The sequence below is a fragment of the Herbidospora daliensis genome (genome assembly GCF_001570585.1).
In the GTDB taxonomy this organism is placed as follows: domain Bacteria; phylum Actinomycetota; class Actinomycetes; order Streptosporangiales; family Streptosporangiaceae; genus Herbidospora; species Herbidospora daliensis.
The window spans coordinates 190,589-215,135 of sequence record NZ_BBXF01000009.1; the positions used below are offsets into that span (position 1 = coordinate 190,589).

At 71.2% G+C, this 24,547-nt stretch carries 20 protein-coding genes; 8 read left to right on the forward strand and 12 right to left on the reverse strand.

The window, feature by feature from the left end:
- Positions 1–3: 3 nt before the first annotated feature.
- From AW274_RS34775 to AW274_RS34790, 4 genes are all read right to left on the reverse strand, one after another.
- Entirely contained in the window at positions 4–1,458 is a 1,455-nt protein-coding gene (locus AW274_RS34775) for a glycoside hydrolase family 3 protein (RefSeq protein WP_062441957.1), read from the reverse strand.
- 82 nt (positions 1,459–1,540) lie between these two features.
- Positions 1,541–2,428 carry a carbohydrate ABC transporter permease gene (locus AW274_RS34780; protein WP_232320627.1) on the reverse strand — a complete coding sequence of 296 codons (888 nt, stop codon included), beginning with the start codon at positions 2,426–2,428 and terminating at the stop codon, positions 1,541–1,543.
- Positions 2,425–3,447: a carbohydrate ABC transporter permease gene (locus AW274_RS34785; protein WP_062441959.1), complete on the reverse strand. Its 1,023-nt coding sequence runs from the start codon at positions 3,445–3,447 to the stop codon at positions 2,425–2,427. The genes AW274_RS34780 and AW274_RS34785 overlap by 4 nt, the downstream gene beginning before the upstream one ends.
- Before the next feature lie 5 nt (positions 3,448–3,452).
- Positions 3,453–4,778 (reverse strand): extracellular solute-binding protein, encoded by a 1,326-nt coding sequence (locus AW274_RS34790; RefSeq protein WP_062441962.1) that lies wholly within the window; start codon positions 4,776–4,778, stop codon positions 3,453–3,455.
- Between the two features lie 203 nt (positions 4,779–4,981).
- Between AW274_RS34790 and AW274_RS34795 the strand changes: the two genes are divergently transcribed.
- Positions 4,982–6,148, forward strand: a complete 1,167-nt coding sequence (locus AW274_RS34795; protein WP_062441966.1) for an ROK family transcriptional regulator — start codon at positions 4,982–4,984, stop codon at positions 6,146–6,148.
- 37 nt (positions 6,149–6,185) lie between these two features.
- Here the strand turns inward: AW274_RS34795 and AW274_RS42445 are convergent, their stop codons facing one another.
- Genes AW274_RS42445 through AW274_RS42455 form a run of 3 tightly spaced genes read right to left on the reverse strand, consistent with a single transcriptional unit; the run spans position 6,186 to position 7,179 of the window.
- Complete coding sequence (locus AW274_RS42445) at positions 6,186–6,521, reverse strand: RNA-guided endonuclease InsQ/TnpB family protein (RefSeq protein WP_232320628.1); 336 nt, start codon at positions 6,519–6,521, stop codon at positions 6,186–6,188.
- Positions 6,518–6,769, reverse strand: coding sequence for a hypothetical protein (locus tag AW274_RS42450; RefSeq protein WP_232320629.1), 252 nt, complete (start codon positions 6,767–6,769; stop codon positions 6,518–6,520). Before AW274_RS42450 ends, AW274_RS42445 begins: the two co-directional genes overlap by 4 nt.
- Positions 6,766–7,179: a helix-turn-helix domain-containing protein gene (locus tag AW274_RS42455; RefSeq protein ID WP_232320630.1), complete on the reverse strand. Its 414-nt coding sequence runs from the start codon at positions 7,177–7,179 to the stop codon at positions 6,766–6,768. The genes AW274_RS42450 and AW274_RS42455 overlap by 4 nt, the downstream gene beginning before the upstream one ends.
- A gap of 230 nt (positions 7,180–7,409) precedes the next feature.
- Between AW274_RS42455 and AW274_RS34805 the strand changes: the two genes are divergently transcribed.
- A complete protein-coding gene (locus AW274_RS34805) occupies positions 7,410–8,000 on the forward strand; it encodes a M15 family metallopeptidase (RefSeq protein WP_232320631.1) in 591 nt (196 codons plus the stop codon).
- 18 nt (positions 8,001–8,018) lie between these two features.
- On the opposite strand, the gene AW274_RS34810 is transcribed toward AW274_RS34805, so the two are convergent.
- The 4 genes from AW274_RS34810 to AW274_RS34825 are packed head-to-tail and all read right to left on the reverse strand — an operon-like array spanning position 8,019 to position 16,348.
- Positions 8,019–9,851, reverse strand: a complete 1,833-nt coding sequence (locus AW274_RS34810) for a N,N-dimethylformamidase beta subunit family domain-containing protein (protein ID WP_157520896.1) — start codon at positions 9,849–9,851, stop codon at positions 8,019–8,021.
- A complete protein-coding gene (locus AW274_RS34815; protein ID WP_062441970.1) occupies positions 9,848–11,116 on the reverse strand; it encodes a condensation domain-containing protein in 1,269 nt (422 codons plus the stop codon). Before AW274_RS34815 ends, AW274_RS34810 begins: the two co-directional genes overlap by 4 nt.
- Positions 11,113–11,355 (reverse strand): acyl carrier protein, encoded by a 243-nt coding sequence (locus AW274_RS34820; protein WP_061294331.1) that lies wholly within the window; start codon positions 11,353–11,355, stop codon positions 11,113–11,115. Before AW274_RS34820 ends, AW274_RS34815 begins: the two co-directional genes overlap by 4 nt.
- Positions 11,315–16,348: a non-ribosomal peptide synthetase/MFS transporter gene (locus tag AW274_RS34825; protein ID WP_062441974.1), complete on the reverse strand. Its 5,034-nt coding sequence runs from the start codon at positions 16,346–16,348 to the stop codon at positions 11,315–11,317. The genes AW274_RS34820 and AW274_RS34825 overlap by 41 nt, the downstream gene beginning before the upstream one ends.
- 282 nt (positions 16,349–16,630) lie before the next feature.
- On the opposite strand from AW274_RS34825, the gene AW274_RS34830 reads away from it, so the two are divergent.
- The 6 genes from AW274_RS34830 (at position 16,631) to AW274_RS34855 (ending at position 23,311) form a co-directional block, all read left to right on the forward strand.
- Positions 16,631–18,007 carry a class I adenylate-forming enzyme family protein gene (locus AW274_RS34830; RefSeq protein WP_062441977.1) on the forward strand — a complete coding sequence of 459 codons (1,377 nt, stop codon included), beginning with the start codon at positions 16,631–16,633 and terminating at the stop codon, positions 18,005–18,007.
- On the forward strand, positions 18,004–19,419 hold the full coding sequence (locus AW274_RS34835; protein WP_062441981.1) for a condensation domain-containing protein: 1,416 nt from the start codon (positions 18,004–18,006) through the stop codon (positions 19,417–19,419). The genes AW274_RS34830 and AW274_RS34835 overlap by 4 nt, the downstream gene beginning before the upstream one ends.
- On the forward strand, positions 19,416–20,306 hold the full coding sequence (locus AW274_RS34840; protein ID WP_062441985.1) for a thiamine pyrophosphate-dependent dehydrogenase E1 component subunit alpha: 891 nt from the start codon (positions 19,416–19,418) through the stop codon (positions 20,304–20,306). Before AW274_RS34835 ends, AW274_RS34840 begins: the two co-directional genes overlap by 4 nt.
- A 10-nt stretch (positions 20,307–20,316) precedes the next feature.
- Positions 20,317–21,294, forward strand: coding sequence for an alpha-ketoacid dehydrogenase subunit beta (locus AW274_RS34845; protein ID WP_062441990.1), 978 nt, complete (start codon positions 20,317–20,319; stop codon positions 21,292–21,294).
- Positions 21,291–22,367 carry a 2-oxo acid dehydrogenase subunit E2 gene (locus AW274_RS34850; RefSeq protein WP_062441994.1) on the forward strand — a complete coding sequence of 359 codons (1,077 nt, stop codon included), beginning with the start codon at positions 21,291–21,293 and terminating at the stop codon, positions 22,365–22,367. Before AW274_RS34845 ends, AW274_RS34850 begins: the two co-directional genes overlap by 4 nt.
- 368 nt (positions 22,368–22,735) lie before the next feature.
- Positions 22,736–23,311 (forward strand): hypothetical protein, encoded by a 576-nt coding sequence (locus tag AW274_RS34855; RefSeq protein WP_157520897.1) that lies wholly within the window; start codon positions 22,736–22,738, stop codon positions 23,309–23,311.
- A 277-nt stretch (positions 23,312–23,588) separates the two neighbouring features.
- Here AW274_RS34855 and AW274_RS34860 read toward each other — a convergent pair whose 3' ends face one another.
- On the reverse strand, positions 23,589–24,512 hold the full coding sequence (locus AW274_RS34860; protein ID WP_062442001.1) for an oxidoreductase: 924 nt from the start codon (positions 24,510–24,512) through the stop codon (positions 23,589–23,591).
- Positions 24,513–24,547: the final 35 nt, after the last annotated feature.

Consider the following 24,547-nt stretch of genomic DNA (forward strand, 5'->3'; position numbering starts at 1 on the left):
CCGTCAGGCCGTCAGGAGTTCCACCGCCGCCTGCGCGTTGGCGCGGGCGGCGCCGTAGGTGGCGATGTGCACGCCGTGGTCGGGCCGCCAGATCGGCAGGCCCATCTCCATGACGATGCTGTCGGGGCGGGCCGAGACGAGCTCGGTCACCAGTTCGCGGCTGGCGGGGTAGCGGTGGGCGTCCTTGACGACCACCACCAGCGACCGGCCGCGCGCCCGTGACAGCAGGTCGTCCGCGCGGGCGTCCTCCGGCTTGACGCGGACGATCTCCGCCTCCGGCAACCACGGCGCCACGCCCCACGGCACGTTGCCGACGGCGATCGTGGGCGGGGTGTCGATCTCCACCACGAACGGGTTCCGCAGCGGCAGCGTGGCCCCGCTGATCCTGACCGCGCGCCGGGCGGCCTGCAGGCCGACGACGGTGTCCTCGGTGTGCTGGCCCCGGGTCTCGCGGGCCCAGTCGCGCAGCCGCTGCGCGCGGGCGACGGCCTGCTCCAGGCGCTCGACCGCGAGGTCGCCCGACCTGACCGCCGACACGATGGCCGTGATGACGGCCTCGGTCTCCTCCTGCGTCGGGATCGACCCCATGCACAGCAGGTCGGCGCCCGCCTTCAGCGACAACACCGCGCCGCCGCCCAGGCCCACGCTCTTGGTGATGGCGTGCATGTCCAGGGCGTCGGTGACGACCACGCCGTCGTAGCCGAGCTCGCCGCGCAGCAGCGTGGTCAGCGCCTTCGGGCTGAGCGTGGCCGGGGTGTCGCCGGTCAGCGCCGGGACGGCCACGTGTGCGGTCATGATCGACCGGGTGCCCGCCTCGATCGCCGCCCGGAACGGGGCCAGCTCGCGCTCGCGCAGCAGCTCCAGGGAGGCGTCCACGACCGGGATGGACAGGTGGGAGTCCTCCGTGGTCGCGCCGTGGCCGGGGAAGTGCTTCACGCAGGCGGCCACGCCGAGCGACTGCAGACCGCGCACGGCGGCGACGGTGTGGCGGGACACCAGCGCGGGGTCGGCGCCGAACGAGCGGGTGCCGATCACCGGGTTGTCGTCGGCGGTGTTGACGTCGGCCGACGGGGCCATGTCGAGGTTCACGCCGGCCTTCACCAGGTCGCCCGCGATCGAACGGTAGACCCGCTCGGTCAGGTCGACGTCGTCGACCGCGCCCAGGGCCGCGTTGCCCGGGTATTCGCTGCCGACGTGGTAGGCGAGCCGGGTGACGTCGCCGCCCTCCTCGTCGAGCGAGATCACCGGGTCGCCGGCGTTCGTCAGGCTCGACGTGAGGGTGGCGACCTGGCCGGGGCCTTCGACGTTGAAGCCGAAGAGGCAGACGCCGCCGAGACCTCCGGACAGCCCGTCCAGCACCCAGTCAGGCGCGGTCAGGCCCCGGAAGGTCACGAGCAGCGTGCCGGCCGCGAGACGGCGCAGCCCCCGATCGCTGTGGCTCGCGGGTACTCCAGGCATGGGAATTCATGACTCCGATCATGGACATGGGAAGGTACGGCCCCGGATCCCGGGGCCGTACCCGCACAGGGATTGAGGGCGGTCAGCCCTTGACGGCGCCCGCGACGAGGCCGGAGACCATGCGCCGCTGCACCAGGAGGAAGAACACGACGACGGGGATCGTCATCAGGGTGGAGCTGGCCATGATGGCGCCCCAGTCGGTTCCCCGCTGTCCGAAGAAGAACTGCAACGCGACGGGCATGGTGTAGCCGTCGGGGCTCATCAGCACCAGCGCGAAGATCAGCTCGTTCCACGCGGTGATGAAGGAGAAGATACTGGTCGCGACCAGACCGGGCGCCACCAGGGGGAACAGTACCTTCCAGAACGCCGTCATCCGGCTCGCGCCGTCGATCCACGCCGCCTCTTCCAGCGACTTCGGCACGGCCGCCACGAAGGTGCGCAACATCCAGATGCCGAACGGAAGCGTCAGGCCGACGTTGATCACGATGAGGCCGAGCAGCTGGTCGATCAGGCCCAGTCTCTTGACGCTCAGGAACAGCGGGATCAGCAGCGCCTCGGCCGGGATCATCTGCACGACCAGCAGCGTGATCAGGAACGAGGTGCGGCCCTTGAACTTGAAGCGGGCCACCGCGGTGGCGGCCAGCAGCGAGAAGATCGCGCCCAACGCGACCGTGCCGAGGGCGACGATCGCGCTGTTGCGCAGGTAGAGCCAGATGGAGTTGCCCGCCACGCCTTCGGTGAGCACCCGGTCGAGATGCTCGAAGGTGAAGCTGGTCGGGAACGGGATGAACTCCGTGGTGAAGATCTGGTCGTTGGTCTTGAACGCGGTCGAGACCATCCAGTAGACGGGGAACATCGCGATGAGGAACACCAGCGTCGCGGTGCCGTTGAGGGCGATCTTGCGCAGCCGCTTGCGCGTCCTGGCCGCGTCGCGGCCTCGCTTGACCCCGGGGGTCGTCAGAGTGGTCACCGCAACTCCTCCGACTTCAGCATCTGGCGGACGTAGAACGCGGTCACGATCAGCAGGATGATCGTGAGGATCACCGCGATGGCCGCGCCGGAGCCCATCTTGGGCGGAGCCTTGAAGGCCTCCGAGAACGAGAAGACCGACAGGTTGAACGCCTCACGGACGGTGGGACCGTTCATCAGGGTGTAGAGCTGCGAGAAGACCTTGAAGTCCCAGATGATCGACAGGATCGTCAGGACCGCGAAGACGGGCTTCAGCAGCGGGAACGTGATCTGCCAGAAGGTCCGCCACGGGCTCGATCCGTCGACCCGGGCCGCTTCGTAGAGCTCGGTGGGGATGCCCTTGAGGCCGGCGAGCACCGAGACGGCGACGAACGGGAACGACGACCAGAGCACCATCAGGATCAGGATCAGGTAGATGGTGAAGGCCTCGTTGGTCCACGGTTCGCCGGTCCAGTCGGCCCGCCCGAACAGGGCGTTGGACAGGAAGTCGGGCAGCAGGTTCAGCGCCCAGTTGATGATCCCGGCCTCGGCGTCGAACAGCCAGCGCCAGATCACGCCCTGCGCGACCGGCGGGACCGCCCAGGCGGACATGATGCCGACGATCACGAGCGTGGACATGCGCTTGCTGAGCTGGTTGAGCAGCACACCGACGGCGGTGCCCACGGCCAGCGTGAGGGTCACCGCGATCACGGCGAACGAGACGGTGTTGCGGAGGGACGACCAGAAGATGTCGTTCTCGAAGACCTTGGTGTAGTTCTCCCAGCCCACCCAGTCGGCCGGCTTGGGATTGACGTCCCGGATCTGCGGGATCCCGACCTTCTGAAACGAGATGACGAACACCTGGATCATCGGGTAGAGCAGCAGCGCCGCGATCACGGCGAGGCCGGGGATCAGCAGGACGTACGGGATGAGTTTCGGGTTGAGGCCGGAGGCCTTCTGCGGACGGTGAGAGCGGCGGGGGCGCCCGCTCGGGGCGGAGGCAGAGCCTCCGCCCCGGCGGGCGATCGACGTGTCGGTCATCGTCGCTACTGGTTGAGGATGTCTTCGAGTTCCTTGTTGGCCGTCGCGAGCGCCTCATCGGCCGAGGCCTTGCCCTCGATGACCGAGCGGGCCGCGTTCTGCAGCACCGCCTTGGTCTCGCCCGCCTCGGTCCAGTTCGGGTCGGCCGGGAAGCTCCGGGCCTTGGCGAACGCGGCCGCGAACGGGGCCTGGACCGGGTCGCTGGCCAGCGAGGCCAGGGTGTCCGGGTAGACCGGGAGCAGACCGCCGTCCTTGGCGTAGCGGTCGGCCCACTGCTTGCTCGTGGCGAGCTTGATGTACTCGCCCGCCAGCTCGGCGTTCTTGGTGGTGCCCCAGACGGCGATGTCGTTGCCGCCGAAGAACGCCGGAGCCTCACCGCCGGTCTTGGCGGGGAGCGGGAAGAAGGCCAGCTGGTCGGCCTTCACCTTGCCCTTGGAGTCGGTCTCGATGCCGGGGATGTCCCACGACGCGGTCAGGTACATGCCGACCTTGTCGTTGGCGAAGCGGGTGCGGATGTCCACGGTGTTCTGGGTCAGCCGCGACTTGCCCGACAGGCCGCCGGTCACCAGGCTCGTGTACGTCTCGAAGCCGGCCTTGAAGGTCGGGTCGGTGAGCTTGCCCACCCACTTGTCGCCTTCCTTGACGGCGTAGTCGCCGCCCTCGGACCAGGCCATGGCGCCGAGGAGGTGGTTGGCGTCGGAGCCGCCGTTGAAGGCGAAGCCGTCGACGTCCTTGCCCTTCTCGTCCTGGATCTTCTTGGCGGCGGCGGTGACCTCGTCCCAGGTCTTCGGCACCTCGATCTTCAGCTCGTCGAACCAGTCCTTGCGGTAGAGGACCGCGCGGGTGCCGGCGCCCCACGGCACGGCGTAGACCTCGCCGTCGATGGTCTCGAGGCCGAAGAGGTTCTTCGGGATCTGGGCCTGGTCGCCCGCGCTGGTCAGCGGGGTGATCGGGCTCAGGGCCTCCTGGCTGACCCACAGCGGCACCTGGTCGTTGCCGATCTCGGTGACGTCGGGGCCGGCGCCGCCCGCGGCGGCGGCGGTGAACTTGTCGTTCACCTGCGGCCACGGGATCCATTCGAGCTTGACCGTGGCGCCGGTGACCTTCTGGAACTCGGCGTTCAGGTCGTCCATGTAGGCCTGGGCCGGCGGGTTCGAGTCGCCGAGACGCCACATGGTCAGGGTCTGACCGGCGAACTTGGGACCCGCGGCGGCGGGGGCCGATTCGGCGGCGGAGGCGGCGGGTGCGGGCTCGGCGGTCTCGCCACCACCACAAGCGGCGACACCCAGGGCGAGGGCGGCTGTTACGCCGGCGATCTTCACGATCTTCACGTTGGGGGTTCTCCCTTCCCGGCTTCTCGTCTAGGCAAGTTGAGGTGTCGGCGGGCCGCGCACCTTGGGGTTTGCTGACGGTCGGCGTTTGTGGCACCTCAGAGGCTTGATCGCTTGCCTATGGGGTGACTGCCGTTAAACTAACAAGAAACTTTCTTAAAAAAAACCCGCGTTAGCGGATCGTGACGAGAAGGGAGACAGCGGTGGCCCGACGTCCCGGCACGCCCCGGCTGCTCCGGCAGATAAACGACAGATCGGCCCTGGAGCTCCTTCTCCTGCAGGGCCCCCTCACCCGCGCTGAGCTGGGCGAACTCACCGGATTGAGCAAGGTCACCTCGGGTCAGCTGCTGGCCCGGCTGGAAGATCGCGGCTTGGTCACGACGGCCGGCGAACGGGCCGGCGGTAGAGGTCCGAACGCGGCCCTCTACGCCGTCAACCCCGAGTCGGCGTACGTCGCCGGGCTGGAGGTCTCGCCCGACAGCGTCACCGCCGGGGTCGCCGACATCACCGGCCGGGCCATCGCCGAGGTGACCGTCGACCCCAGCGAGGCCCCCGACCCCGTCAAGCTCGTGCACAACGCCCTGTTCCGCGCCTGCGAACGCGCCGGGATCGTGCTCGACCAGCTCAGCGGCCTGGTGATCGGCACGCGCGGCGTCGTCGACCCCCGCAGCGGCGACGTGCGCTACTCCTTCGACCTGCCCGCCTGGCACTTCGGCGTGCTCGCCGAACTGCGCGCCGACCTGGGCCGGGCGGTCCGCATAGAGAACGACGTCAACCTCGCCGCCCTGGCCGAACAGGCCCACGGGGCCGCGCGCGGCCTCGACGACTTCGTCATGATGTGGGCCGGAATAGGGCAGGGCCTCGGCGTCATGCTCGGCGGCCGGCTGCACCGCGGCATCACCGGCGGCGCGGGCGAGATCGGCTGGTTGCCCGTCCCGGGCGAACCCCTTCCCTCCGATGTACGCGACCCGCAGTCCGGCTCCTTCCAGCGACTGGTCGGCGGCGACGCCCTGCACGGCATGGCCCTGGCCCACGGCATGGGCCCGGAGGAGACCCCTGTGGCCGAACTGGTCGCCACGGCCGTCGCCGAGGGGAACGGGAGCTTCCTCGACGAGCTCGCCGGCCGCCTGGCCGTGGGCGTCGCGGCCGTGGCGGTGGTCCTCGACCCGGGCCTCATCGTCCTGTCGGGCGACGTCGGCCGGGCCGGCGGGCACGAGCTGGCCGACCGGGTGGAGGACGAGGTGGCCCGCGTCTGCCCGTCGCGGCCCCGGGTGGCGGTGACGGAGGTGGACGGCAACCCGGTGCTCCGGGGGGCGCTGGTCGCGGCCCTGGAGGAGGCGAGGGAGCAGGTCTTCTCGGATACGGTCTGACGGTGACTCATCCGCCCCCGAACGAGGCGGCTTCTCGCTAAGCCGCTTCCACGACCGCGCGAAGGGCAAGCCCTGCCCTGAGGATGTTGATGGCCGCGTTGACGTCGGCGTGAGCGGTGTGCCCGCACGCCGTGCACGCGAACTCTGCTTGTGTGGGGCGGTTCTCCTTCGCGCGGTGCCCGCAGCGGGCACACGTGCGAGAGGTGCCGGAGGGGTTCACCGAGATCAGCTCGCGACCGGCGCTTTCAGCCTTGTCCGCCAGGATCGTCAGGAACACCCCCCAGCCCGCGTCCAGGATGCTTCGGTTGAGACCGGACTTGGCTCCCACGTTCCGCCCCGGGAGCCCAATGGTGCCGGCGGCCGAGCGGGTCATACCGGTGATGGGCTTACCTGTCGTCTGCGGGCCAGGTCTCGTTGGGCGTCGGCCACACGGTCGGCGGAGGCGGCCAGGTAGCGCTGGTTGACGACGTGGTCGCCGTCGGAGGTCGTGAGGAAGGAGGCGACGCCCATGTCGATTCCGGCCATCGCACCCGTTGCGGGCAGTGGTCGCGCCGGTACGTTGTCGCAGGAGAGCACCACGTACCAGCGGGACCCTTCCCGCTTCACGCTGATCGTCTTCACCTCACCTTCGCGGTGGGATGGTCGGGCTGGGAGTTCCACCGGCAGCCGTTACCGTTTTGGGGCCACTCGACGGAGTCGAATCGGCCCCGGCCCCTGAACCGGGGGAAGCCGGGAGCCTGCCCGGCTCTGACACGGGCGAAGAACGCGCGGTATGCCTTGTCCAGACGGCGCAGCGTGGCCTGCTGGGAGGAGAACGACCAGCGGCCCTGCCCATCGAGATCGTCCGAGCGGATGTGCTTCAACTCCGCCGACTGGTCGCCGTAGCGGACCGTCACTCCCGCCCTGCGGTAGGCGGTGCGGCGGTGTTCCAGGGCCGCGTTGTAAAGCTGCCGGTGATCCTCCAGGCACGCGGCGAGAGCGACGGCCTGCTTGGAGGTGGGACGCAGCAGGTACTTGAACGACCTACGCACGGACGCCCGGCCGCCGCATCGGCGTGGAACCGGATCCTTCTGACAGCACCACGCGTCCGACGAGCAGGAACCGGAGATCTGGCGCGCCAACCTGCAGGATCGGGGCAGGCTCAGGCTGAGTCGACCCTCCCGGCCCCCGGTTTCCTCGTCGCCCGGGGCGACGGTACTTTCGGGACATCATGATTGGTGACGTCATTCTGATTTCCGACCCCCGGGTGACCTCCATACCGGTGATCGATTGCCTGGAGCCGCTCGTCGACGTTCGCGCTTTCCTCCGCGTCGACCTGCGTTTGGCCGACCCGGGCGGGGCGTTCGCGCACCTGCGCGAAGGGGTGGCCGAGCGGTTGCGGCGGGTGGTGCTGCCGCTGGGCGTGCACCTCATGGTCGTCGAGGGGTACCGGCCGGTGTCGTTGCAGCGGGCGTGGTTCGAGGAGTACCGGGAGACGTTGCGTACGACATTTCCGGACATGTCGAGTGACGAGCTGCACGTGGCGGCCAGCCGCTTCGTCTCGCCCGTCGAGGTCGCGCCCCACACGGCCGGGGCCGCCGTCGACCTGACCCTGTGCGACGACGACGGCGTGGAGCTCGACATGGGCACCGAGGTCAACGCGACGCCCGAGCAGAGCGACGGGGCCTGCTACACCGCCTCCACCGCCATCTCGGCGGAGGCGATGCAGAACCGCAAGGTGCTGTCGACGGCGCTGGAGGCCGTCGGGCTGGTCAACTACCCGACGGAGTGGTGGCACTGGTCCTACGGCGACCGCTACTGGGCGATGACCCGGGGGCGTGGTTCGGCGGTCTACGGGCCGGTCGAACTCTGACCCGAGCCGAGGCCGGCTTCATGGTCTGCCGAAGCGCGTATCGCGCCACCGCAACGGCCGGCCCGGGGCCGTGGTGACGAAGCGGCCCGCGTGGGCGGTGAACGTCGTCGTGCCCTCCGGCAGGGCGCCCGCCGGGTGCCAGGTGTCCGTCGCGTCCGGGCGGCGGGTGACCAGGGTGCCCTCGCTCGTCAGGGCGTAGAGGCGGCCGTTCATGCCGCTCATCGCGACCGCGTCGCAGCCGCCCCGGTCGAGCCACTCCTCGCCGGTGAACGGCAGCGCCCACAGGCGGCCCGAGGCGGTCGCGGCCCAGAACGTGCAGTCGGCGACGGCCAGGGCCACCGTGCCCTCCGGGCAGCGGGCCTCGTCGGTCCAGGGGGAGGGCCCCTCCACGGCCGCCCGGGAGCGCAGCGTGCCGTCGGGGGTGACGCCGTAGAGGAGCACGCCGCGGCGTCCCGCCGCCTCCCGGGGGGTGTCGAGGCAGGTCACGTCGCCGGCCCAGCCGATGGGGCGCCACGGGAGGTTCTGGCCGCACAGTTCGCGGCTGACCAGCGCTCCGTCGGACGTCACGCCGTAGAGGACGCGGGCGTCGGCGGCCAGGGCGCGGACGTCGGACGGTTCGCCGATCACGTCCCAGCCGTCGTACGGCGCGCTCAGGCGGGTCAGGACGTTGCGGGTGATGCGGTCGACGACCGGGTCGTGGAGGGTGTTGCCCCAGTTGACCGTGGCGGCGTTGAAGACGGTGCCGAGGCCCGAGGTGAAGACGCCCATGGTCGCCCAGCCGCCCTGGCCGCCGCTGCGCCAGTGCCGCAGGTCGGCGGTGGCGAGCACGGTGAACGACGGCGGGGTGCCGTCGCGCGAGGTCACCCGGGGGACGCCGCCGACTTCGACGAACTCGGCCGCGTCGGTCTCGTAGCCCAGCGCCCCCTGGGCGAACTTGTCGCCCTCGGTCAGGCCGGTGCCCTCGAAGACCCAGTGGCCGGCGAAGCGGGTGACGTACGACTCCTCGTTCATCAGCGGCATCGACGGGCCCCAGGTGCCCGCGCCCGCGCGGAACGAGACGCCCGTCAGGGTGTTCTCCGGGCGGCCGACGGTCGACCACTCGGCGGTGACCAGCGACGGGTCGCCGACGGGGTCGGTGAAGGGGTCGCGGTGGCAGACCAGGGTGCGGCCCTCCAGGCGGGCCTGCCACCAGGCGGTGTTGCCGGCGAAGATCGCCATGTTGCCGCCCCGCCGCACGAACTCCTCGCAGGCGTCGCGCATCTCGCGGGTCCAGTACTCGTCGTGGCCGTTGACCACCAGCAGCCGGTAGCCCCGCAGCAGGTCGGGAGACAGGTCGAGGCCGTCGCAGAAGTCGGCGTCGTAGCCCGCCGGGCGCAACCAGCGCAGGAAGCCGTCCTCCCAGCGTTCGGGCGACGGGCCGCCGCCCGGCCGGTCGAAGGTCACCTCGGCGGCCCGCGACGGGTCCTCCGTCCAGTAGAGGCCCTCGCCGGGCACCCCGGCGCGGTTGTACGCCTGCCAGGTCCCGAACGGGACCGACACCAGGATGTCCTTCTTCGGCCCCGACGGCGTGACGACGAAGTAGACCTCGTCGTCGCCGGACACCCCGGCGCCGGGCAGCTCCCCGGTCGCCCTCGGCACCTCCGACGACGGCGCGTCGGTGAAGTGGGCGCGGTAGAGGGAGCTCGGCCAGTGGGCGGGCACGACGAGCGTCCAGCGCGGGCCGGTGGCGCGGGTGGTCAGCACGTGGGCGCCCGTGGTGGCGTCGTGGACGTGCACGCCGCTGTCGCCCTCCAGCCGGAAGGTCAGCGGGCGGCCCTGGGGGCACGAGGTCGACTCGGCGTAGGCGATCACCGCAGCGCCGCTTCGACCAGCATCGTCTCCAGGCCGTGCAGGAAACGCTCCATGTCGGCTCTGGACAACCAGCGGGTGTCGGCGGTCACCGACACGTCCATGGTGCCGCTGAGGTGGACGCAGAACCGGCAGTTCAGCTGGTCCTGCGACATCGGCCAGCTGAGCGTGCTCTCGCCGAGCGCCCGGCGGATCAGCGCGTCGTCGCGGTAGACGGGGTTGTCGGCGAAGCGCATGTCGTTGAAGCAGCACCACGGGTGCACGACCGTGCCGCGTTCGGCCGCGACCCGCTCCAGCGCCGCCGACCGGTCGGCGGGGTCGTGGTAGGCGCTCCGGTACGCCCGCAGCGCCGCCGGCCCGGCCAGGCCCAGCAGTTCGTCGAACCGCACCTTCTCCAGGTCCAGGACGAACAGTCCCTCCTGCGACATCGTCGTCACCGCGGTCCGGGTGTCGGCCCGGAACCGGTTGCCCACGATCGGCAGCATCGCCACCGTCTCGTGCCCGGTCATCTCCGACACCAGCGCGGTCACCGCCGTCAGCAGGACCGTCGAGGTGCTGGTGCCGTGCTTGACCGCGATGCGCTGCGCGGCCAGGTCGACGGCGGGGGAGCGCAACGACGCCCGCCAGATCGGCGGCGTCTCCCCGGCGCCCGAGGGCACGTGGAACATCGTCGGCGGGATGCGCCGGTGGGCGTCCTCCCAGTACGCCGCCGCCTCGGCGGCCACCCGGCGGCCCGCGTCGGAGCCCTGCCAGCGGGCGATGTCCATCGGCTGGGGCGGCCGGGACGCGGGCGCGCCGCCGCGCAGGAGCAGCAGGCGCAGGTCGCGGATGGCCTGCTCTGCTCCCAAGCCGTCGGCCGCCAGATGGCAGAACACCAAAACCAGATGGGTGACCTCGCCCCGGCCGGACAGCACCAGCCCGGCGCGCAGCGGCCACTCCTCCGCGTAGGCGAACGGGGTCGCCGCCAGCTCGGCCAGCAGGGCGCCGGGGTCGTCGCCGACGCGCACGGTCAGCTCCCCGCCGGCCTTGAGCACCTGGCCGCCGTCGCCGACCAGGGTGCGCAGCGACTCGTGCCGTTCGACCAGGCGGCCCAGCGCCCACAGCGCCGACGACACCGACGCCGGGCGCGCGCCGAGCGGCAGCACCCGGCCGAAGTTGAAGTAGTGGTCGTCCGGCCGGGTGCGCTCGATCGCCTCCCAGATCGCGCGCTGGCCCCAGGTGAACGACGCCGTCCCGGTACGCCCGCCCGAGAACACGGCCCGCGTCATGCGGGTGACCGGGCGGCCTCGACCCAGGCCGCCAGCCCGTCGACGCTGTCGAGGAACGTCACGTCGCCGCTCAGATCGACCTCGACGCCGTATTCGCGTTCGACGGCGTCGATGAGCCGCATCTGCGCCAGCGAGGTCACGCCGAGGTAGGCCAGCGGCACGGTCGCCGCCAGCACGTCGGCCGGGGTGAGCTCGCCGTCACACGACTCCGACACCAGTTCGGCCAGTCTTTCCTTCATTCCGCACCTTCCGTTCCAGCCCGACCAGGTCGTCGGGGGTGGCGTCGGGGACCGCGTCGTCGAACCGGGCCAGCCTCCTGGTGAGCAGCGCCCCGGCCACGACCAGCAGGATGAATCCGGCGAAGACGGCGTACATCAGGGAGACGTCGCCGAGGAGCCCGGTGCCCACGGGAGCGATGATCCCGACGCCGATCGGGATGGTCGACCAGGCGACCATCTGGTTGAGCGCGAACACCCGGCCGTGGAACCGCTGCGGCACCTTGACCTGGATGATCGTGTTGTAGACGCCGTTGACCAGGGCCAGGCCGAAGCTGACGCCGAACGCGCCGACGCCGACGACGACCAGGTCGTCGCGGAGCGCCACGACGCCGCACGACCCGGCGATGACCAACGTGAGCAGCAGCATGCCGCGCATGCGGCGCCTGGACGGGCCGCCCCACAGGCCCATCGTGAGCCCGCCGACGACCGCGCCCGACCCCGCCACCAGGGCGATGACACCGGCGTCCTGGACGGTGCCGAACTCCAGCACCAGCGGCGAGTACATCATGAAGACCGGCGACAACCCGAGCGACAGGAACGCGAAGAAGACGACCATCGCCCGGAAGTACGGGTTGCCGAACGAGATCTTGAACCCTTCGGCGATCTCCCGGCCGACCGTCTCGCGGCGGCGCATGGCCAGCGCGGCCGGGAAGGCCACCAGGGCCAGCACGGCGATGGTGAAGACGTGCCCGACGACGTCCAGGATGAGGATGCCCTTCAGCCCCCAGACCGCCATCAGCCCCACGGCCGCGAGCGGCGCGACGAACTGCGCCATGCCGAGCGCGGTCTGGGCGATGCCGTTGGCGTGGCCGAGGTAGCGCTTGGGCACCAGCTGCGGCACCGCCGCCGTGAACGCCAGCCGTTGCGTGGTCAGCGCGACCGACAGCAGCGGCAGCAGCAGGTAGAGGGTCCAGACGTGCAGGTTCCCGGTCCACACGAGCACGCCCGTCGCGGCCTGGACGGCCAGCGCCGCCGCGTTCCCGCCGATCATCACGGCCCGTTTGGACGACCGGTCGACCAGCGCCCCGGCCAGCGGCGCGGCCAGCACGCCCGGGATGACGGCCAGGACCTGGAGCAGGGCCAGCTGGGTCATCGACTGGTGCTGGAGATAGACCCAGAGGGGCAGCGCGAACTCGGTCAGCGTCGACCCGGCCAGGCAGACCATCTGGCCGAACGCGACCAGCAGGAACCGCCTGACCGAGGGCGCGAGCCCGGCCGGAGCCGGGGCGGCGCGGGGGACGACGGGAGCGGGGGCCGGAGCCGTGATGATTTCGGCCAGTTCGTCGGGGCGGTACTTCAGGAAGTAGTGGCCCGCCTCGTCGAGCACGACCAGCCGGGTGCGCTCGGCGATGAAGCCCCACTCCGCGAAGCGCTCCTCGTAGTAGTCGGTCGCGGGGTCGTACTCGCCGACGACGGACACGATCGGGGCCTTGAGCTTGGGCGCGCCGCTGTCCATCAGGGCGGTGAAGTAGTCCTCGGCCGCGCGGGCGTCGTGGCGCATGTTCCCGATGACGAACGCCTTCTGGGCGTCGTCCAGGTCGGAGAGGTCCGCGCCGAGCGCGGTGAGCCAGTTGAGCTGGCCCTTGTCGCTGCGGAACCGCTCCAGCCGCGAAAGCCCGGCCCAGCGCCCGAGCACGCCCCTGGTGGGGCGGGCGAACGGGAAGATGCCGCCGAGGTAGACGGTGTCGACCGCGCGTCCGGCCGCTTCGAGGCGGCGGGCGATCTCGACGGTGAGCGCGCCGCCGACGCCGCAGTGGCCGTAGAGGGTGATCGGGGCCTCGACGCGCAGGATCTCCTCGACGCAGCGGCGGGCCACCTCCTCCAGCGGTTGCGACTCCTCGGGCAGCCCGAGGTCGTGGCCGGGCACCGCGACCGACCAGAGCTCCCACTCCGTCGGCAGGGCGTCGGCGAGCGGCTGGTAGACCACCGCGCTGCCGCCGCCGTAGGGGACGCAGACCAGGGCCTTCTCGCCCGGCCCGGTGAGCCGGTAGAGCAGCGGCCGGGGGCCGGACGCCGACCGGGCGACGGCGGCCAGAGCGCGGACCGTGGGGTGCTGGAACAGGTCCATCAGGGCGACGGGCGAGGAGCCCTCGGGCAGGGTCCGGCGCAGCCTGGCCACGACGCGGGTCGCGAGCAGGGAGTGGCCGCCCAGGTCGAAGAAGTCGTCCAGCACGCCCACCCGCTGGAGCCCCAGCACCTCGCACCAGGCGGCGGCGACGGCCTCCTCCCAGGCGTCGGCCGGAGGTTCGAACGGCACGTCCTCGGCGCGGACGTCACCGGGGGCGGGCAGCGCCGCCCGGTCGACCTTGCCGTGCCCCTTCAGCGGGAGCTCGTCGAGGAACACCCAGCGGGTCGGCACCATGTACTCCGGCAGCCGCTCGGCCAGCGTCCGGCGCAGGTCGCCGATCGCGGGCCGGGGGTCGGCGACGACGTAGCCGACCAGTTCGCCATCTCGGGCGTCGGTGACGGCGTGGGAGACGCCGGGCACCAGGCGCAGCGCCTCGTCGATCTCGCCGAGCTCGACCCGGTAGCCGCGGATCTTGACCTGGAGGTCGCGGCGGCCCAGGAACTCCAGGTCGCCGGTCGGCAACCAGCGGGCCAGGTCGCCCGAGCGGTAGAGGCGGCCGTGGACCGGGTGGTCGACGAACTTCTCGGCGGTCAGCTCGGGGCGGCCCAGGTATTCGCGGGCCAGCCGGCCGCCGATGCACAGTTCGCCCGCCACGCCGGCCGGGACGGGCGCGAGGTGCTGATCCAGGACGTACAGCACCGAATGACCCAGCGGTTTCCCGATCGGGGTGATCGGGCCGGTCGGCGCGGTGGACGGGGAGACGCGGTAGGTCGAGACGCCGACGATGGCCTCGGTCGGGCCGTAGTGGTTGACGACCGGCACCCGCCGGGCGAGGTCGCGGGCGAACTCCCAGCTCGACCCCTCGCCGCCGAAGATGAGCAGCTTGCGCGGCAGTAGGTCGGCGACGTCGTCGACGTCGGCGGCGAGCGCGCCCAGGTGCGACGGGGTGAGCTTGACGTAGTCGATGCCGCGCATGCGCTCGGCGAGTTCGGGGCCGGAGACGCGGGCGGGCAGCAGGTGCAGGGTGCCGCCGGTGCTCAGGCACAGATAGAGGATCGTGATGCCGAAGTCGAAGGCGAGCGACTGGAGGAGGGCGTATTCGGCGTCGTCCGCCACGGCGAAGCGCTGCTTCGCGTCGGCCAGGTAGCGCAGGATCTCGCGGTTGCCGACCGCGACGCCCTTCGGCTTCCCGGTCGAACCCGAGGTGTAGATGACGTAGGCGAGGTCGTCGCCGCCGCCCAGGGGCTCCAGGTCGTCGGCCTCGGCGTCGTCGATCTCGGTGAGCAGCAGCGCCGCCCCGGAGTCCTCGACCATGAAGGCGCGGCGTTCATCGGGATACTCGGGGTCGATCGGCACGTAGGCCCCGCCCGCCTTCAGCACCGCGAGCAGCGCGACGGCCAGGTCGATCGACTGCTCCATGCAGACCGCCACCCGCACCCCCGGGCCGACGCCGCGCTCCCGCAACCGCCGCGCGGTGCCCGCGACCCTCCGGTGCAGTCTCCGGTACGTGATCGCGTCGTCCCCGTGCCGGATCGCGACCCGGTCGGGGGAGCGGGTGGAGATCACCTCGCCGAGGGTCTCCTGGGTGGGCGCGACCGGGTCGTCGGGCCCCTGCGACCAACCGGCGAGCAGCTCCCGCTCGGCGGGTGAGACGAGGCCGAGGCGGGACACCGGCTGACCGGGGTCGGCGACGATCGAGCGCAGCAGCGTCTCGAAGTTGGCCGCGAACCGTTCGACCGTCTCGGGGTGGAACAGGTCGGCCGAGTAGACGAAGAAGGCGTCGAGCCCCTCGGCGGCCGGGGTGACCTCCAGCGACAGGTCGAACTTGGCCTGGCGGAAGTCGGGGTCGACCGGTTCGGCGACGAGTCCGTCGAGGTGGAGGCGGGTGCCGGCCTCGCTGCGGAGGCTGAACTGGGTCTGGAAGACGGGCGTGCGGCTCAGGTCGCGGGCCACGCCGAGGTCCTGCACCACCCGGTCGAACGGCGTCTCCGCGTGGGTGAACGCGTCGATCGCGGTGCGGCGGGTGCGCTTCAGCAGCTCGCGGAAGGTCGGATCTTCAGTGAGGTCGGCGCGGAGCACGACGGTGTTGAGGAAGAACCCGATGAGCCGTTCGAGGTCCTCGTCGGGCCGGGCCGCGACGGGGGTGCCCACCGCGAAGTCGGCGGCCCCCGTGTAGCGGTGCAGCTGGGTCTGGAAGGCGGCCATGAGCAGCATGAACAGGGTGACGCGCTCCTTGCGGGCGAGCACGTTCACCTGGTCGGCGAGCTCACGGGGCAGCCTGCGGGCGACGACCGCGCCCCGGGAGGTGCGGATCCTCGGCCGGGGCAGGTCGGCGGGCAGGTCGAGCACCGGCACGCGGTCGAGCCGGTCGCGCCAGTAAGAGGTGTCGATCGGCTGCTCACGCTGCCTGCGGGCGTGGTCGCCGTACTGCATCGGCAGGTCGGGCAGGTCGCCGCCGGAGTAGAGGGTGGCGATCTCGTCGTACAGCAGGCCGAGCGACCAGCCGTCGCCGGCGATGTGGTGCAGGACGATGACGAGCGTCTGGTCGTCGGTCAGACAGGCCCTGACGACGGGGCCGTTCGCCAAGTCGAACGGCCGGTTGGTGAGGTCGGCCAGCGGCACGCCCGAAACGATTTCGAGGGGGAGCGTGCGGTCCTCGACCAGCGCGACCGGATTGCCGTCGACGGCGGGGTAACGCGTCCGCAATACCTCGTGCCGCCGCATGACCGTGTCAAGTGCCCGCTGTAAGGCGGCCACGTCGAGATCGCCGACGAGCCGTTCGGTCACACAGATGTTGTACGACGCGTCGTCGGGGTTGAGCTCGTGCAGGAACCAGAGCCGTTCCTGTCCGAGCGAGAGCGGATTGGCCGGTGTGACGGCGAGCATCTTCCCTCAAGTGATCGGACGAATGCAGCACGAAGAGGCCAAACGCCTCAGCCGGGGAAGCTAACTGGAAAGGTTCTTTGCAATTAGCGGACGGCGTCAGTCTGGCACGCCCCGCCGCCTCTCACAAGCTCTAAACGTGCCTAACCCATTGGGGCGGTGGAGCCCGATACCCCTTGTGACGAGCGTCCGGACCGTGCCACACTGGCGACTGATCTAACTGGAAAGAATCTTTTCAGTAATGGCATGCTCGGGCAGTATTCATCCGATCTTTGAGGAAGTCCAATGACGCTCTCGGATCTGCTGGCGGGCCGCGCCGCCGCCGAGCCTGACGGCGTCGCCATGATCGTCCACGGCGTGGGGGAACTGACCTACGCCGGCTGGGACAGCCGCGCCGACGGTCTGGCGAACCTGCTGATCACCGAAGGTGTGCGCCCCGGGGAACCGGTGGGACTGGTCTACCCCCACGCCGGGTGGCTCGACTACGCGGTGGCGTTCATGGGGGTGCTGCGGGCGGGGGCCGTCGCGGTGCCGATCTCCGACCGGACGCCGGAGGGAGAGATCGGACATCTTGCGGAACGTGTCGGAATGACACGGATTCTGCGCAATGAAAGTTTCATGACAGGACCCTTGACAGAGGTCCGACGGGTGTCCCCGACAGACCCGGCGCAGATCCTGTTCACCTCCGGCACGACCGGCGCGGCCAAGGGCGTCACCGCCACCCACGCCAACCTCGCCCACGGCCTGCCCCGCGACCCGCGCCGCCGGGCCTTCCGGCACTCCCGGCACCTCGCGCACGCGTTCCCGATCGGCACCAACGCCGGTCAGATGATGCTGGTGAACGCCATCGCGGCGCACCCGACCGTCGTCACGGTGCCCGTCTTCACCCCCGGCCGGTTCGCCTCGCTCATCGCGAAGTACCAGGCCGGGACGGTGTTCCTGGTGCCCGCCATGGCCATCGAGATGTTGTCGGGCACGCCCGAGCCGCTCGACAGCGTGCTGCTGCTCGGGTCGGCCGCCGCGCCGCTGCCCTCGGCCGTGGCGGTCCGGCTGGCCGGGCTGTTCCCGGCCGCGATGATCACGAACTACTACACCTCGACCGAGGCCGCCCCCGCCCAGACGATCATGGTCTTCGACCCCGAGCGTCCCGGGTCCGTGGGCCGGGCGGCGGCGGGCGGATCCGTCCGGATCACCTCGGGCGACGGAACCCCGGCCGGGCCCGGCGAGGTCGGCGAGGTGTGGATGCGCTCGGCCGCCGCGCCGCGCGCCTACCTCGGCGAGACCGAGTCGGACACCTTCCGCGACGGATGGGTGCGGATGGGCGACCTCGGCTACGTCGACGAGGAGGGCTACCTGTTCCTGGTCGACCGGACCGGCGACGTCGTCAAGTCGGGCGCCCACAAGGTCTCCACGCTGAAGGTCGAGGAGGCGCTGCACGCGCACCCGCTGGTCGTCGAGGCCGCCGCCTACGGGGTGCCCCACCCGGTGCTCGGGACGGTGGTGGCGGCGGCTCTGGTCGTACAGGAAGAGATCCCGCTCGCCGACCTGCGGGCGTTCCTGCTCGACCGGCTCGCCCCGCACGAGCTGCCGGCGAAGGTCACCACGATGGACACGCTGCCGCGCAACCGGGGCGGCAAGGTCGACAAGAAGGCGCTGCCATGACCGAGGCGTCGTTCGCGCAGACCGGGATGTGGATCACCGAGCGCATGGGACGGGCCCGCACGGCCTACCACATGCCGCTGGTCGTCGACTTCGAAGGGCCGCTCGACGCGTGCGCGCTGCACGCGGCCTGCGAGGCGGTCGTCCGGCGGCACGCGGTGTTGTCGAGCGCGGTCGCCGAGGTCGACGGCCTGCCCGTGATGGTGCCCGGGGCGCGCCCGCCGATCCTGCTCACCACCACCGACGACCTGCCCGCGCTCGTGCGGGAGGAGACCCTGCGGCCGTTCGACGTCGAGAACGGGCCGCTCGCCCGGTTCACGCTGGCCCGGCTGAACCCCGGGCGGCACGCCCTGGTCTTCGTGGCGCACCACCTCGTGTTCGACGGCGAGTCGAAGGACATCCTGGTCAGAGACCTGGCCGACTTCTACAACGGGGTGTCGCGGCCCCGGCTCGACGTGTCTTATGCCAGCTTCGCCGACGGGGAGCGGGAGCGGGTCCGCGACGACCTCGACGAGGCGAAGGCGTACTGGTCGGCCCGGCCGCCCGGGGAGGCGACGGCGCTGCCCGGCCTGACCTCGGCCGGACGGGGGGCCGCCGAGGGCGCGGTGTACACCTTTCGCGGCCGGATGCCCGACGTGCCGGGCGTCTCCCGCTTCGAGCTCTTCCTGGCCTCCGTGCACACCCTGCTGCACCGCTACGGCGACCCCGCGCCGACCGTCGCCGTCGACCTGTCGACCCGCGTCCCCGAGGTGCGCGACAACCTCGGCCTGTTCGTCAACGAACTGCCCGTCACCGTCACGCCCGAGGGGACCGTCGCCGACGTCGCCAAGGCCCTGCACCACGACCTGCGCACGATGTACCGCTTCCGGCACGTCCCCTACGCCCGCGCCGTCAGGGGGGTACGCCCGCGCACCGCCCTCGCGCAGGTCTCGGTCAGCTACCGCAAACGCCGCCCCGACCCCGTCTTCACCGGCGTGACGACCACCGTCGACTGGGCGGTCTTCAACCATTCCGTCCGCAGCACCCTGCACCTCCAGGCCGTCGACCACCCCGACGGCCTCTACGTGATCATGCAATACGGCGCCGGCTCCGCCACGGAGCCGGACGTCGCCCGGATAGCGGAGGACCTTCTCACCATCATGAACAACCCCGAAAGCCCCGTGGACGCCACCCCGCAGGCGACCGGCCTCGACGACGCCGTCCGCGAGATCTGGCAGGACGTCCTGGGCATCGACGAGATCGGCGACGACGAGGACCTGTTCGACCTCGGCGGGCACTCCCTCACCATCACCCAGATCATCGCCCGCATGCGCAAGCGGCTCGGCGTCGAGGTCCCCCTGGACGTCTTCTTCGACACCCCGACCATCGCGGGCGTCGTCCAGGCGATCCGCGAGGCGGAACCGGCCGTCAGGTGACCACCGACCTCGACCGGCTGCTGCTCATCCGCCACTTCGAGCGCGCCCTGCTCGACCTGTTCGCCAAGGGCGAGCTCAACGGCACCACCCACACCTGCCTGGGCCAGGAGATCGTGCCGGTGGCGCTGGCGCCGCTGCTCGGCCCCCGCGACCACGTGTTCAGCAACCATCGGGGGCACGGCCACTACCTGGCCCGCTTCGACGACCCGGCCGGCCTGCTGGCCGAGATCATGGGCCGCGAGGGCGCGGTCTGCGACGGGGTCGGCGGCAGCCAGCACATCCTGCGCGAGGGCTACCTGTCGACGGGCGTCCAGGGGGAGAGCCTGCCGGTCGCGGCCGGCGCCGCCCTGCACCTGCGCGGCTCGGGGGCGCTGGCCTGCGCGTACATCGGCGACGGCACGTGGGGCGAGGGGGCGGTCTACGAGGCCCTGAACCTGGCGGCCCTGTGGTCGCTGCCGCTGCTGGTCGTGGTCGAGCACAACGGCATCGCCCAGACCACCCCGACGTCGCTGGCGATGGCGGGCGACATCGGGGCCCGCTGCGCGGCCTTCGGCGTCCGGCACGCGGCGCTGCCCGCCGACGACGTCCTGGAGATCCGCGACCGGCTCGCGCCGTTGATCGCCTCGGTCCGCGACGGCGCACCGCTGGTCGTGGAGTTCGCGGTCAACCGCCTGGGCCCGCACAGCAAGGGCGACGACACCCGGTCGGGCGTCGCGGACCTGCGCGACTGGTACCGCGAGATGGTCGGCGTGCCCGGCTTCGCCGACGCGGACGCCCGCGCCCGGGACCGGGTCGAGTCGGTGGTGCGCGACGTGAAGGCCCGCCCGCCGTCGACGTGGGGCCAGGACAGCGCTGACCCGCGCCTGTTGCACGGAGCCAAGCCATGAGGCGGGACGTATGCGAGTCGTAGAGAACCTCAACCACGCGCTGCACGAGGTGCTCGCCGCGGACCCGAGGGCCTTCCTGCTGGGAGAGGACCTCCTGGACCCCTACGGCGGCGCGTTCAAGGCCACCCGCGGTCTGTCGACGCGGTTCCCGGCGCAGGTCGTCACCACCCCGATCAGCGAGTCGGCGATCACCGGCGTCGGCGCGGGCCTCGCGCTGTGCGGCGACACCGCGATCGTCGAGATCATGTTCAGCGACTTCGTCACGCTGGCGTTCGACCAGATCGTCAACTTCGCCGCCAAATCCGTCTCCATGTACGGCTCCCGCGTCCCGATGCGCCTCATCGTCCGCCTGCCCACCGGCGGCGGTCGCGGCTACGGCCCCACCCACAGCCAGAGCCTGCAGAAACACTTCATCGGCGTGCCCGGCCTCGACGTCTACGAGATGTCGCCGCTGCACGACAACCGCGCCGTCTTCGCCGAGATGATCGCCGCCGAGCGCCCCTGCGTCTTCTTCGAGGACAAGATCCTCTACACCAAGCGCATGCACGAGGTGGACGACCTGTTCACCTGGGACCTCACCGGCGGCCTGGCCCGCGTCCACGTCGACACACCCCCCGACTGCGTGATCATCGCCCCCGGCGGCGTGACCCACCGCGCCCTGGCCGCCATGCGCCGCCTCCTGCTCGAACAGGAGATCGTCTGCACCCTGCTCGTCCCCTCCCGCCTCCACCCTCTGGACGCCGCCCCGCTGGTGGCCGTCGCCCGCGAGGCCCGATCGGTCGTCGTCGCCGAGGAGAGCACCGCCGGAGGCACCTGGGGCGCCGAAGTGGCCCACGCCCTGCACCGCGAGCTCTGGGGCGTGCTGCGCAACCCGGTAGCGCTGGCCCACTCGGCCGACAGCATCATCCCGACGGCGAGCCACCTGGAACGTGCGGTCCTGCTGACCGAGACCACCATTTACGACACCGTCCTGGAGTCCCTGAAGTGAAGGTCCCCAAGCTCAACAACAACGACGACACCTACGTCCTGGTCGAATGGCTGGTGGCGACGGGGACCGAGGTCAAGGAGGGCGACCCGATCGCCGTCCTGGAGACCTCGAAGTCGGCCGAGGAGGTGCCCGCCGACGCGACGGGAGTGCTGCGGCAGGAGATCGCCCTCATGGCCGACTGCGCCCCCGGCGACCTCCTCGCGACCATCGGCGCGGCGGCCCCCGCGTCACCCGCCGCGGTCGCCTCTCCTGTGGCGTCGCCGACGGGCCCGGTGATCACCGCCCCGGCACGGGCGGCCATGGACGAACTCGGCGTGACCGAAGCCCAGATCGCGACCCTGGGCGTGAACGTCGTCCGCCGGGCCGACGTGGAACGCCTCGCGGCGGAGACCTCCACCCGGACCGCCCCGCTGTCGAAGGTCCAGCAGGCCGTCGGCCGGGCGGTCACCCTCTCGCACTCGACGATCCCGGCCGCGTACGCGGTCCTGGACATGGCCCTCGACGAGGAACTCGCGGCGACCCGGCGGCTGACGAAACAGGTCCGCCGGCCTGTCGGCCTGGCCGAGCTCTTCGTGATGGGCGTCGCCCGGCTCCACGCGGAGTTCCCCCTGTTCTTCGCGACCCTCGGCTCCGGCGGCACCCAGGCGGTGCTGTCGGAGGCCGCCAACGTCGGGGTGACCTTCGACACCGGCGACGGGCTGTACGTGCCGGTGGTCCACGACGCCGGGGCGAAGACGCTGCAGGAGGTGGCGACGCGGCTGATGGAGTATCGCGTCGCGGCGATGAAGGGCGACTTCAGCGCGGCGGACCTGGCCGACGCGAACATCGCGGTGACCCTCCACCACGACGGCGGGATCACGCTGGCGATCCCGTTCATCTTCCCGGGGACCGTGTGCGCACTGGCCGTCACCGCGCCTCAGGAAGTGCTCTACCTGGACGGCGGGGAGGTGCGGTCGCGGCAGGTGGCCCACATCGGGCTGGCCTACGACCATCGGCTCATCAACGGGCGGGACGCGGCGCGGTTCCTCAACGCTCTCCAGCGGGAGGTCCGGGCGCTGGTCGCCACGGAGTGACAGTCTGGCCGTCCCCCGTCGTCGAGGGTTTCGGAGAAGGTCCAGCGGTGACCGGCGAAATCCTCGGCGGCGTCTTGGCGTTCGCCGGCATCTTGCTGATTCGTCACGTGGAGCTGCACCAGCACTCCGCAACGCTGCCAAGAGTTCTGGCTCAGTGAAGGCAGCGCGCGGCCAGTTCGCAGCCCGTTGGCCGTGTCGCCTTGATTGAGCTGGGACAACCCGCAGGACATCGGTGCAGGTGAAAGTGGGCGGGCCGGTCGGCGCCAGGGGCGACCCTGGCTTATTGGGGCCGAAAGTCCAGGGTGAACGGATCTTTCGGCGGCCCGCAGAATGACGGTGTCGTCTCAGGTCTGACAAGGAGCTCGGTTATGCGCTCAGCACTCTTACGCGCGCTGATGGCGGTGGTCATCGCCCTGGCAGCGGTACTCGTCCCGGCGGGGCCCGCGTCCGCGGGCATCTGGCAGCTCTCCGACAGCTTCGAACCGGTGTCGAACCCGGCCTCCCGGTGGGCGTTCACCGACCAGGGCGACTGCGAGGCCCCGTACTTCCAGAGCGACGGGATCGCCTCTCCCCGTACGGGCACCGGAATGGCCGGTCTGCGCGTGCACAACACCGGCGGCTGGTGCTCGCTCAGCCGGACCATCTTCCTCAGCCCGGTGCCCCTCCACCCTGGTGCCCGCTGCAGTGCGGGCGTCTGGCTGGACCTGCGCAACGCCGCGGCAACCTTCAATCTGGAGGTCATCAACCCGGCCAACTGGACCTACATCGCCCTGAAGACGGTGCCGGTGGACCAGACGGTGGCTTCAGCCTGGCGCCTGCACACGGTGAGCTGGACCGCGCAGCGCTCCGACGTCGTGCTGCGGCTGACCGTGGGAAAGGCCTTCAACCACACGTTCGCCTCACGCGCCGAACTCGACGACGTCGTCGTCCAGTGCGCCTACTGACCGTCCTGGCTGGGCTGAAGCGGATTCGAGGGGATGCTCGTCCCGGGACACCAGGTCGCGGAGGTTCTGACGGGTCGCTGAAGGCGGCTCGCAGGCCTTCGGTCGTGCCACCCCGCTGGGGCGCGAGAGCCTCGACTGTCACTGTCTGGCGCGGGTGCGTTGCTCGGGTGCTGCTCCGCCGTTTGATGCGGCCGCGCCGTCGGGTGCTGCTTCGCCGTGCGCGGGGCGTCGCGTGTCAGTCGTCGATGAGCCGCCGACGCGCACGTTCCGCCGCTTGTCAGGCGAAGCTGTAGCGCACCCCCGTCAGCTGTTCCGACTCGTCCCACAACCGGCGGGCCGCTCTCTCGTCATGGGAGGCCGCGCTGCTGGAGACCAGTTTCGGGTACCCCCGCATCTCCCCGCGCCCGTCAGGCCCGTAGTACCCTGCGGGCGGCACCCCGGGCGCCGTGGCCGCGTACAGCTGTGGCAGGACCCCCATCTCCGCCCGCTGCGCCATGAGCCTGTTTCCCACCCGCATGAGCAGCCCCTGCAGCGGACTCCCCGTCATCCGGGGACCCGCCTCCTGGAGGCCGGTCGCCGAATAGCCGGGATGTGCGGCCAGCGACAGCAGGGGAGTGGCCGCCGCGCGGCGCTGGAGTTCGTAGGCGAACAGGAGGTTCGCCAGCTTCGACTGCGAGTAGGCCCCGTAGGGCGAGTAGTTCCGGCTTCCGTGCAGGTCGTCGAAGTCGACGCGCCCCCGCTTGTGCATGTTGGAGCTGACCGTCACCACCCGGGGAGCGGGTCGCAGCAGCAGGGACGACAGCAGCAGCCCGGTGAGGGCGAAATGTCCCAGGTGGTTGGTGGCGAACTGCGTCTCGTAGCCGTCGACCGACAACTTCCGGGGCAGGGCCATGACGCCGGCGTTGTTCATCAGGAGGTCGAGCCCGTTGGGGAACACCTCGGGCATGCGCCCGGCGAAGTCGCGCACGGACGACAGGTCGGCCAGGTCGAGCCGCGACACCACGATCTCGGCCTTGGGGGCGGCGGCGCGGACCCGTGCCGCAGCGGCTTCGCCCCTGGTCACGTCGCGGACCGCGAAGACGACCTTCGCGCCGCGCCGGGCCAGTTCACCCGCCGCGAGGAGCCCGAGGCCGTTGCCGGCGCCGGTCACGATCGCGCCCTTGCCCGACAGATCGGCGATGTCCGCAGCCGTCCATGCCATTACGCCTCCTCGCCTCGAACGCCCACCCTAAGCGG

What these genes read in the sequence shown, in the direction of transcription:
- AW274_RS34775 (WP_062441957.1), bottom strand. Translation starts at nt 1,458, where the DNA reads ATGCCTGGAGTACCCGCGAGCCACAGCGATCGGGGGCTGCGCCGTCTC.
- AW274_RS34785 (WP_062441959.1), bottom strand. Translation starts at nt 3,447, where the DNA reads ATGACCGACACGTCGATCGCCCGCCGGGGCGGAGGCTCTGCCTCCGCC.
- AW274_RS42445 (WP_232320628.1), bottom strand. Translation starts at nt 6,521, where the DNA reads ATGACCCGCTCGGCCGCCGGCACCATTGGGCTCCCGGGGCGGAACGTG.
- AW274_RS34815 (WP_062441970.1), bottom strand. Translation starts at nt 11,116, where the DNA reads ATGACGCGGGCCGTGTTCTCGGGCGGGCGTACCGGGACGGCGTCGTTC.
- AW274_RS34820 (WP_061294331.1), bottom strand. Translation starts at nt 11,355, where the DNA reads ATGAAGGAAAGACTGGCCGAACTGGTGTCGGAGTCGTGTGACGGCGAG.
- AW274_RS34825 (WP_062441974.1), bottom strand. Translation starts at nt 16,348, where the DNA reads ATGCTCGCCGTCACACCGGCCAATCCGCTCTCGCTCGGACAGGAACGG.
- AW274_RS34830 (WP_062441977.1), top strand. Translation starts at nt 16,631, where the DNA reads ATGACGCTCTCGGATCTGCTGGCGGGCCGCGCCGCCGCCGAGCCTGAC.
- AW274_RS34835 (WP_062441981.1), top strand. Translation starts at nt 18,004, where the DNA reads ATGACCGAGGCGTCGTTCGCGCAGACCGGGATGTGGATCACCGAGCGC.
- AW274_RS34845 (WP_062441990.1), top strand. Translation starts at nt 20,317, where the DNA reads ATGCGAGTCGTAGAGAACCTCAACCACGCGCTGCACGAGGTGCTCGCC.
- AW274_RS34855 (WP_157520897.1), top strand. Translation starts at nt 22,736, where the DNA reads ATGCGCTCAGCACTCTTACGCGCGCTGATGGCGGTGGTCATCGCCCTG.
- AW274_RS34860 (WP_062442001.1), bottom strand. Translation starts at nt 24,512, where the DNA reads ATGGCATGGACGGCTGCGGACATCGCCGATCTGTCGGGCAAGGGCGCG.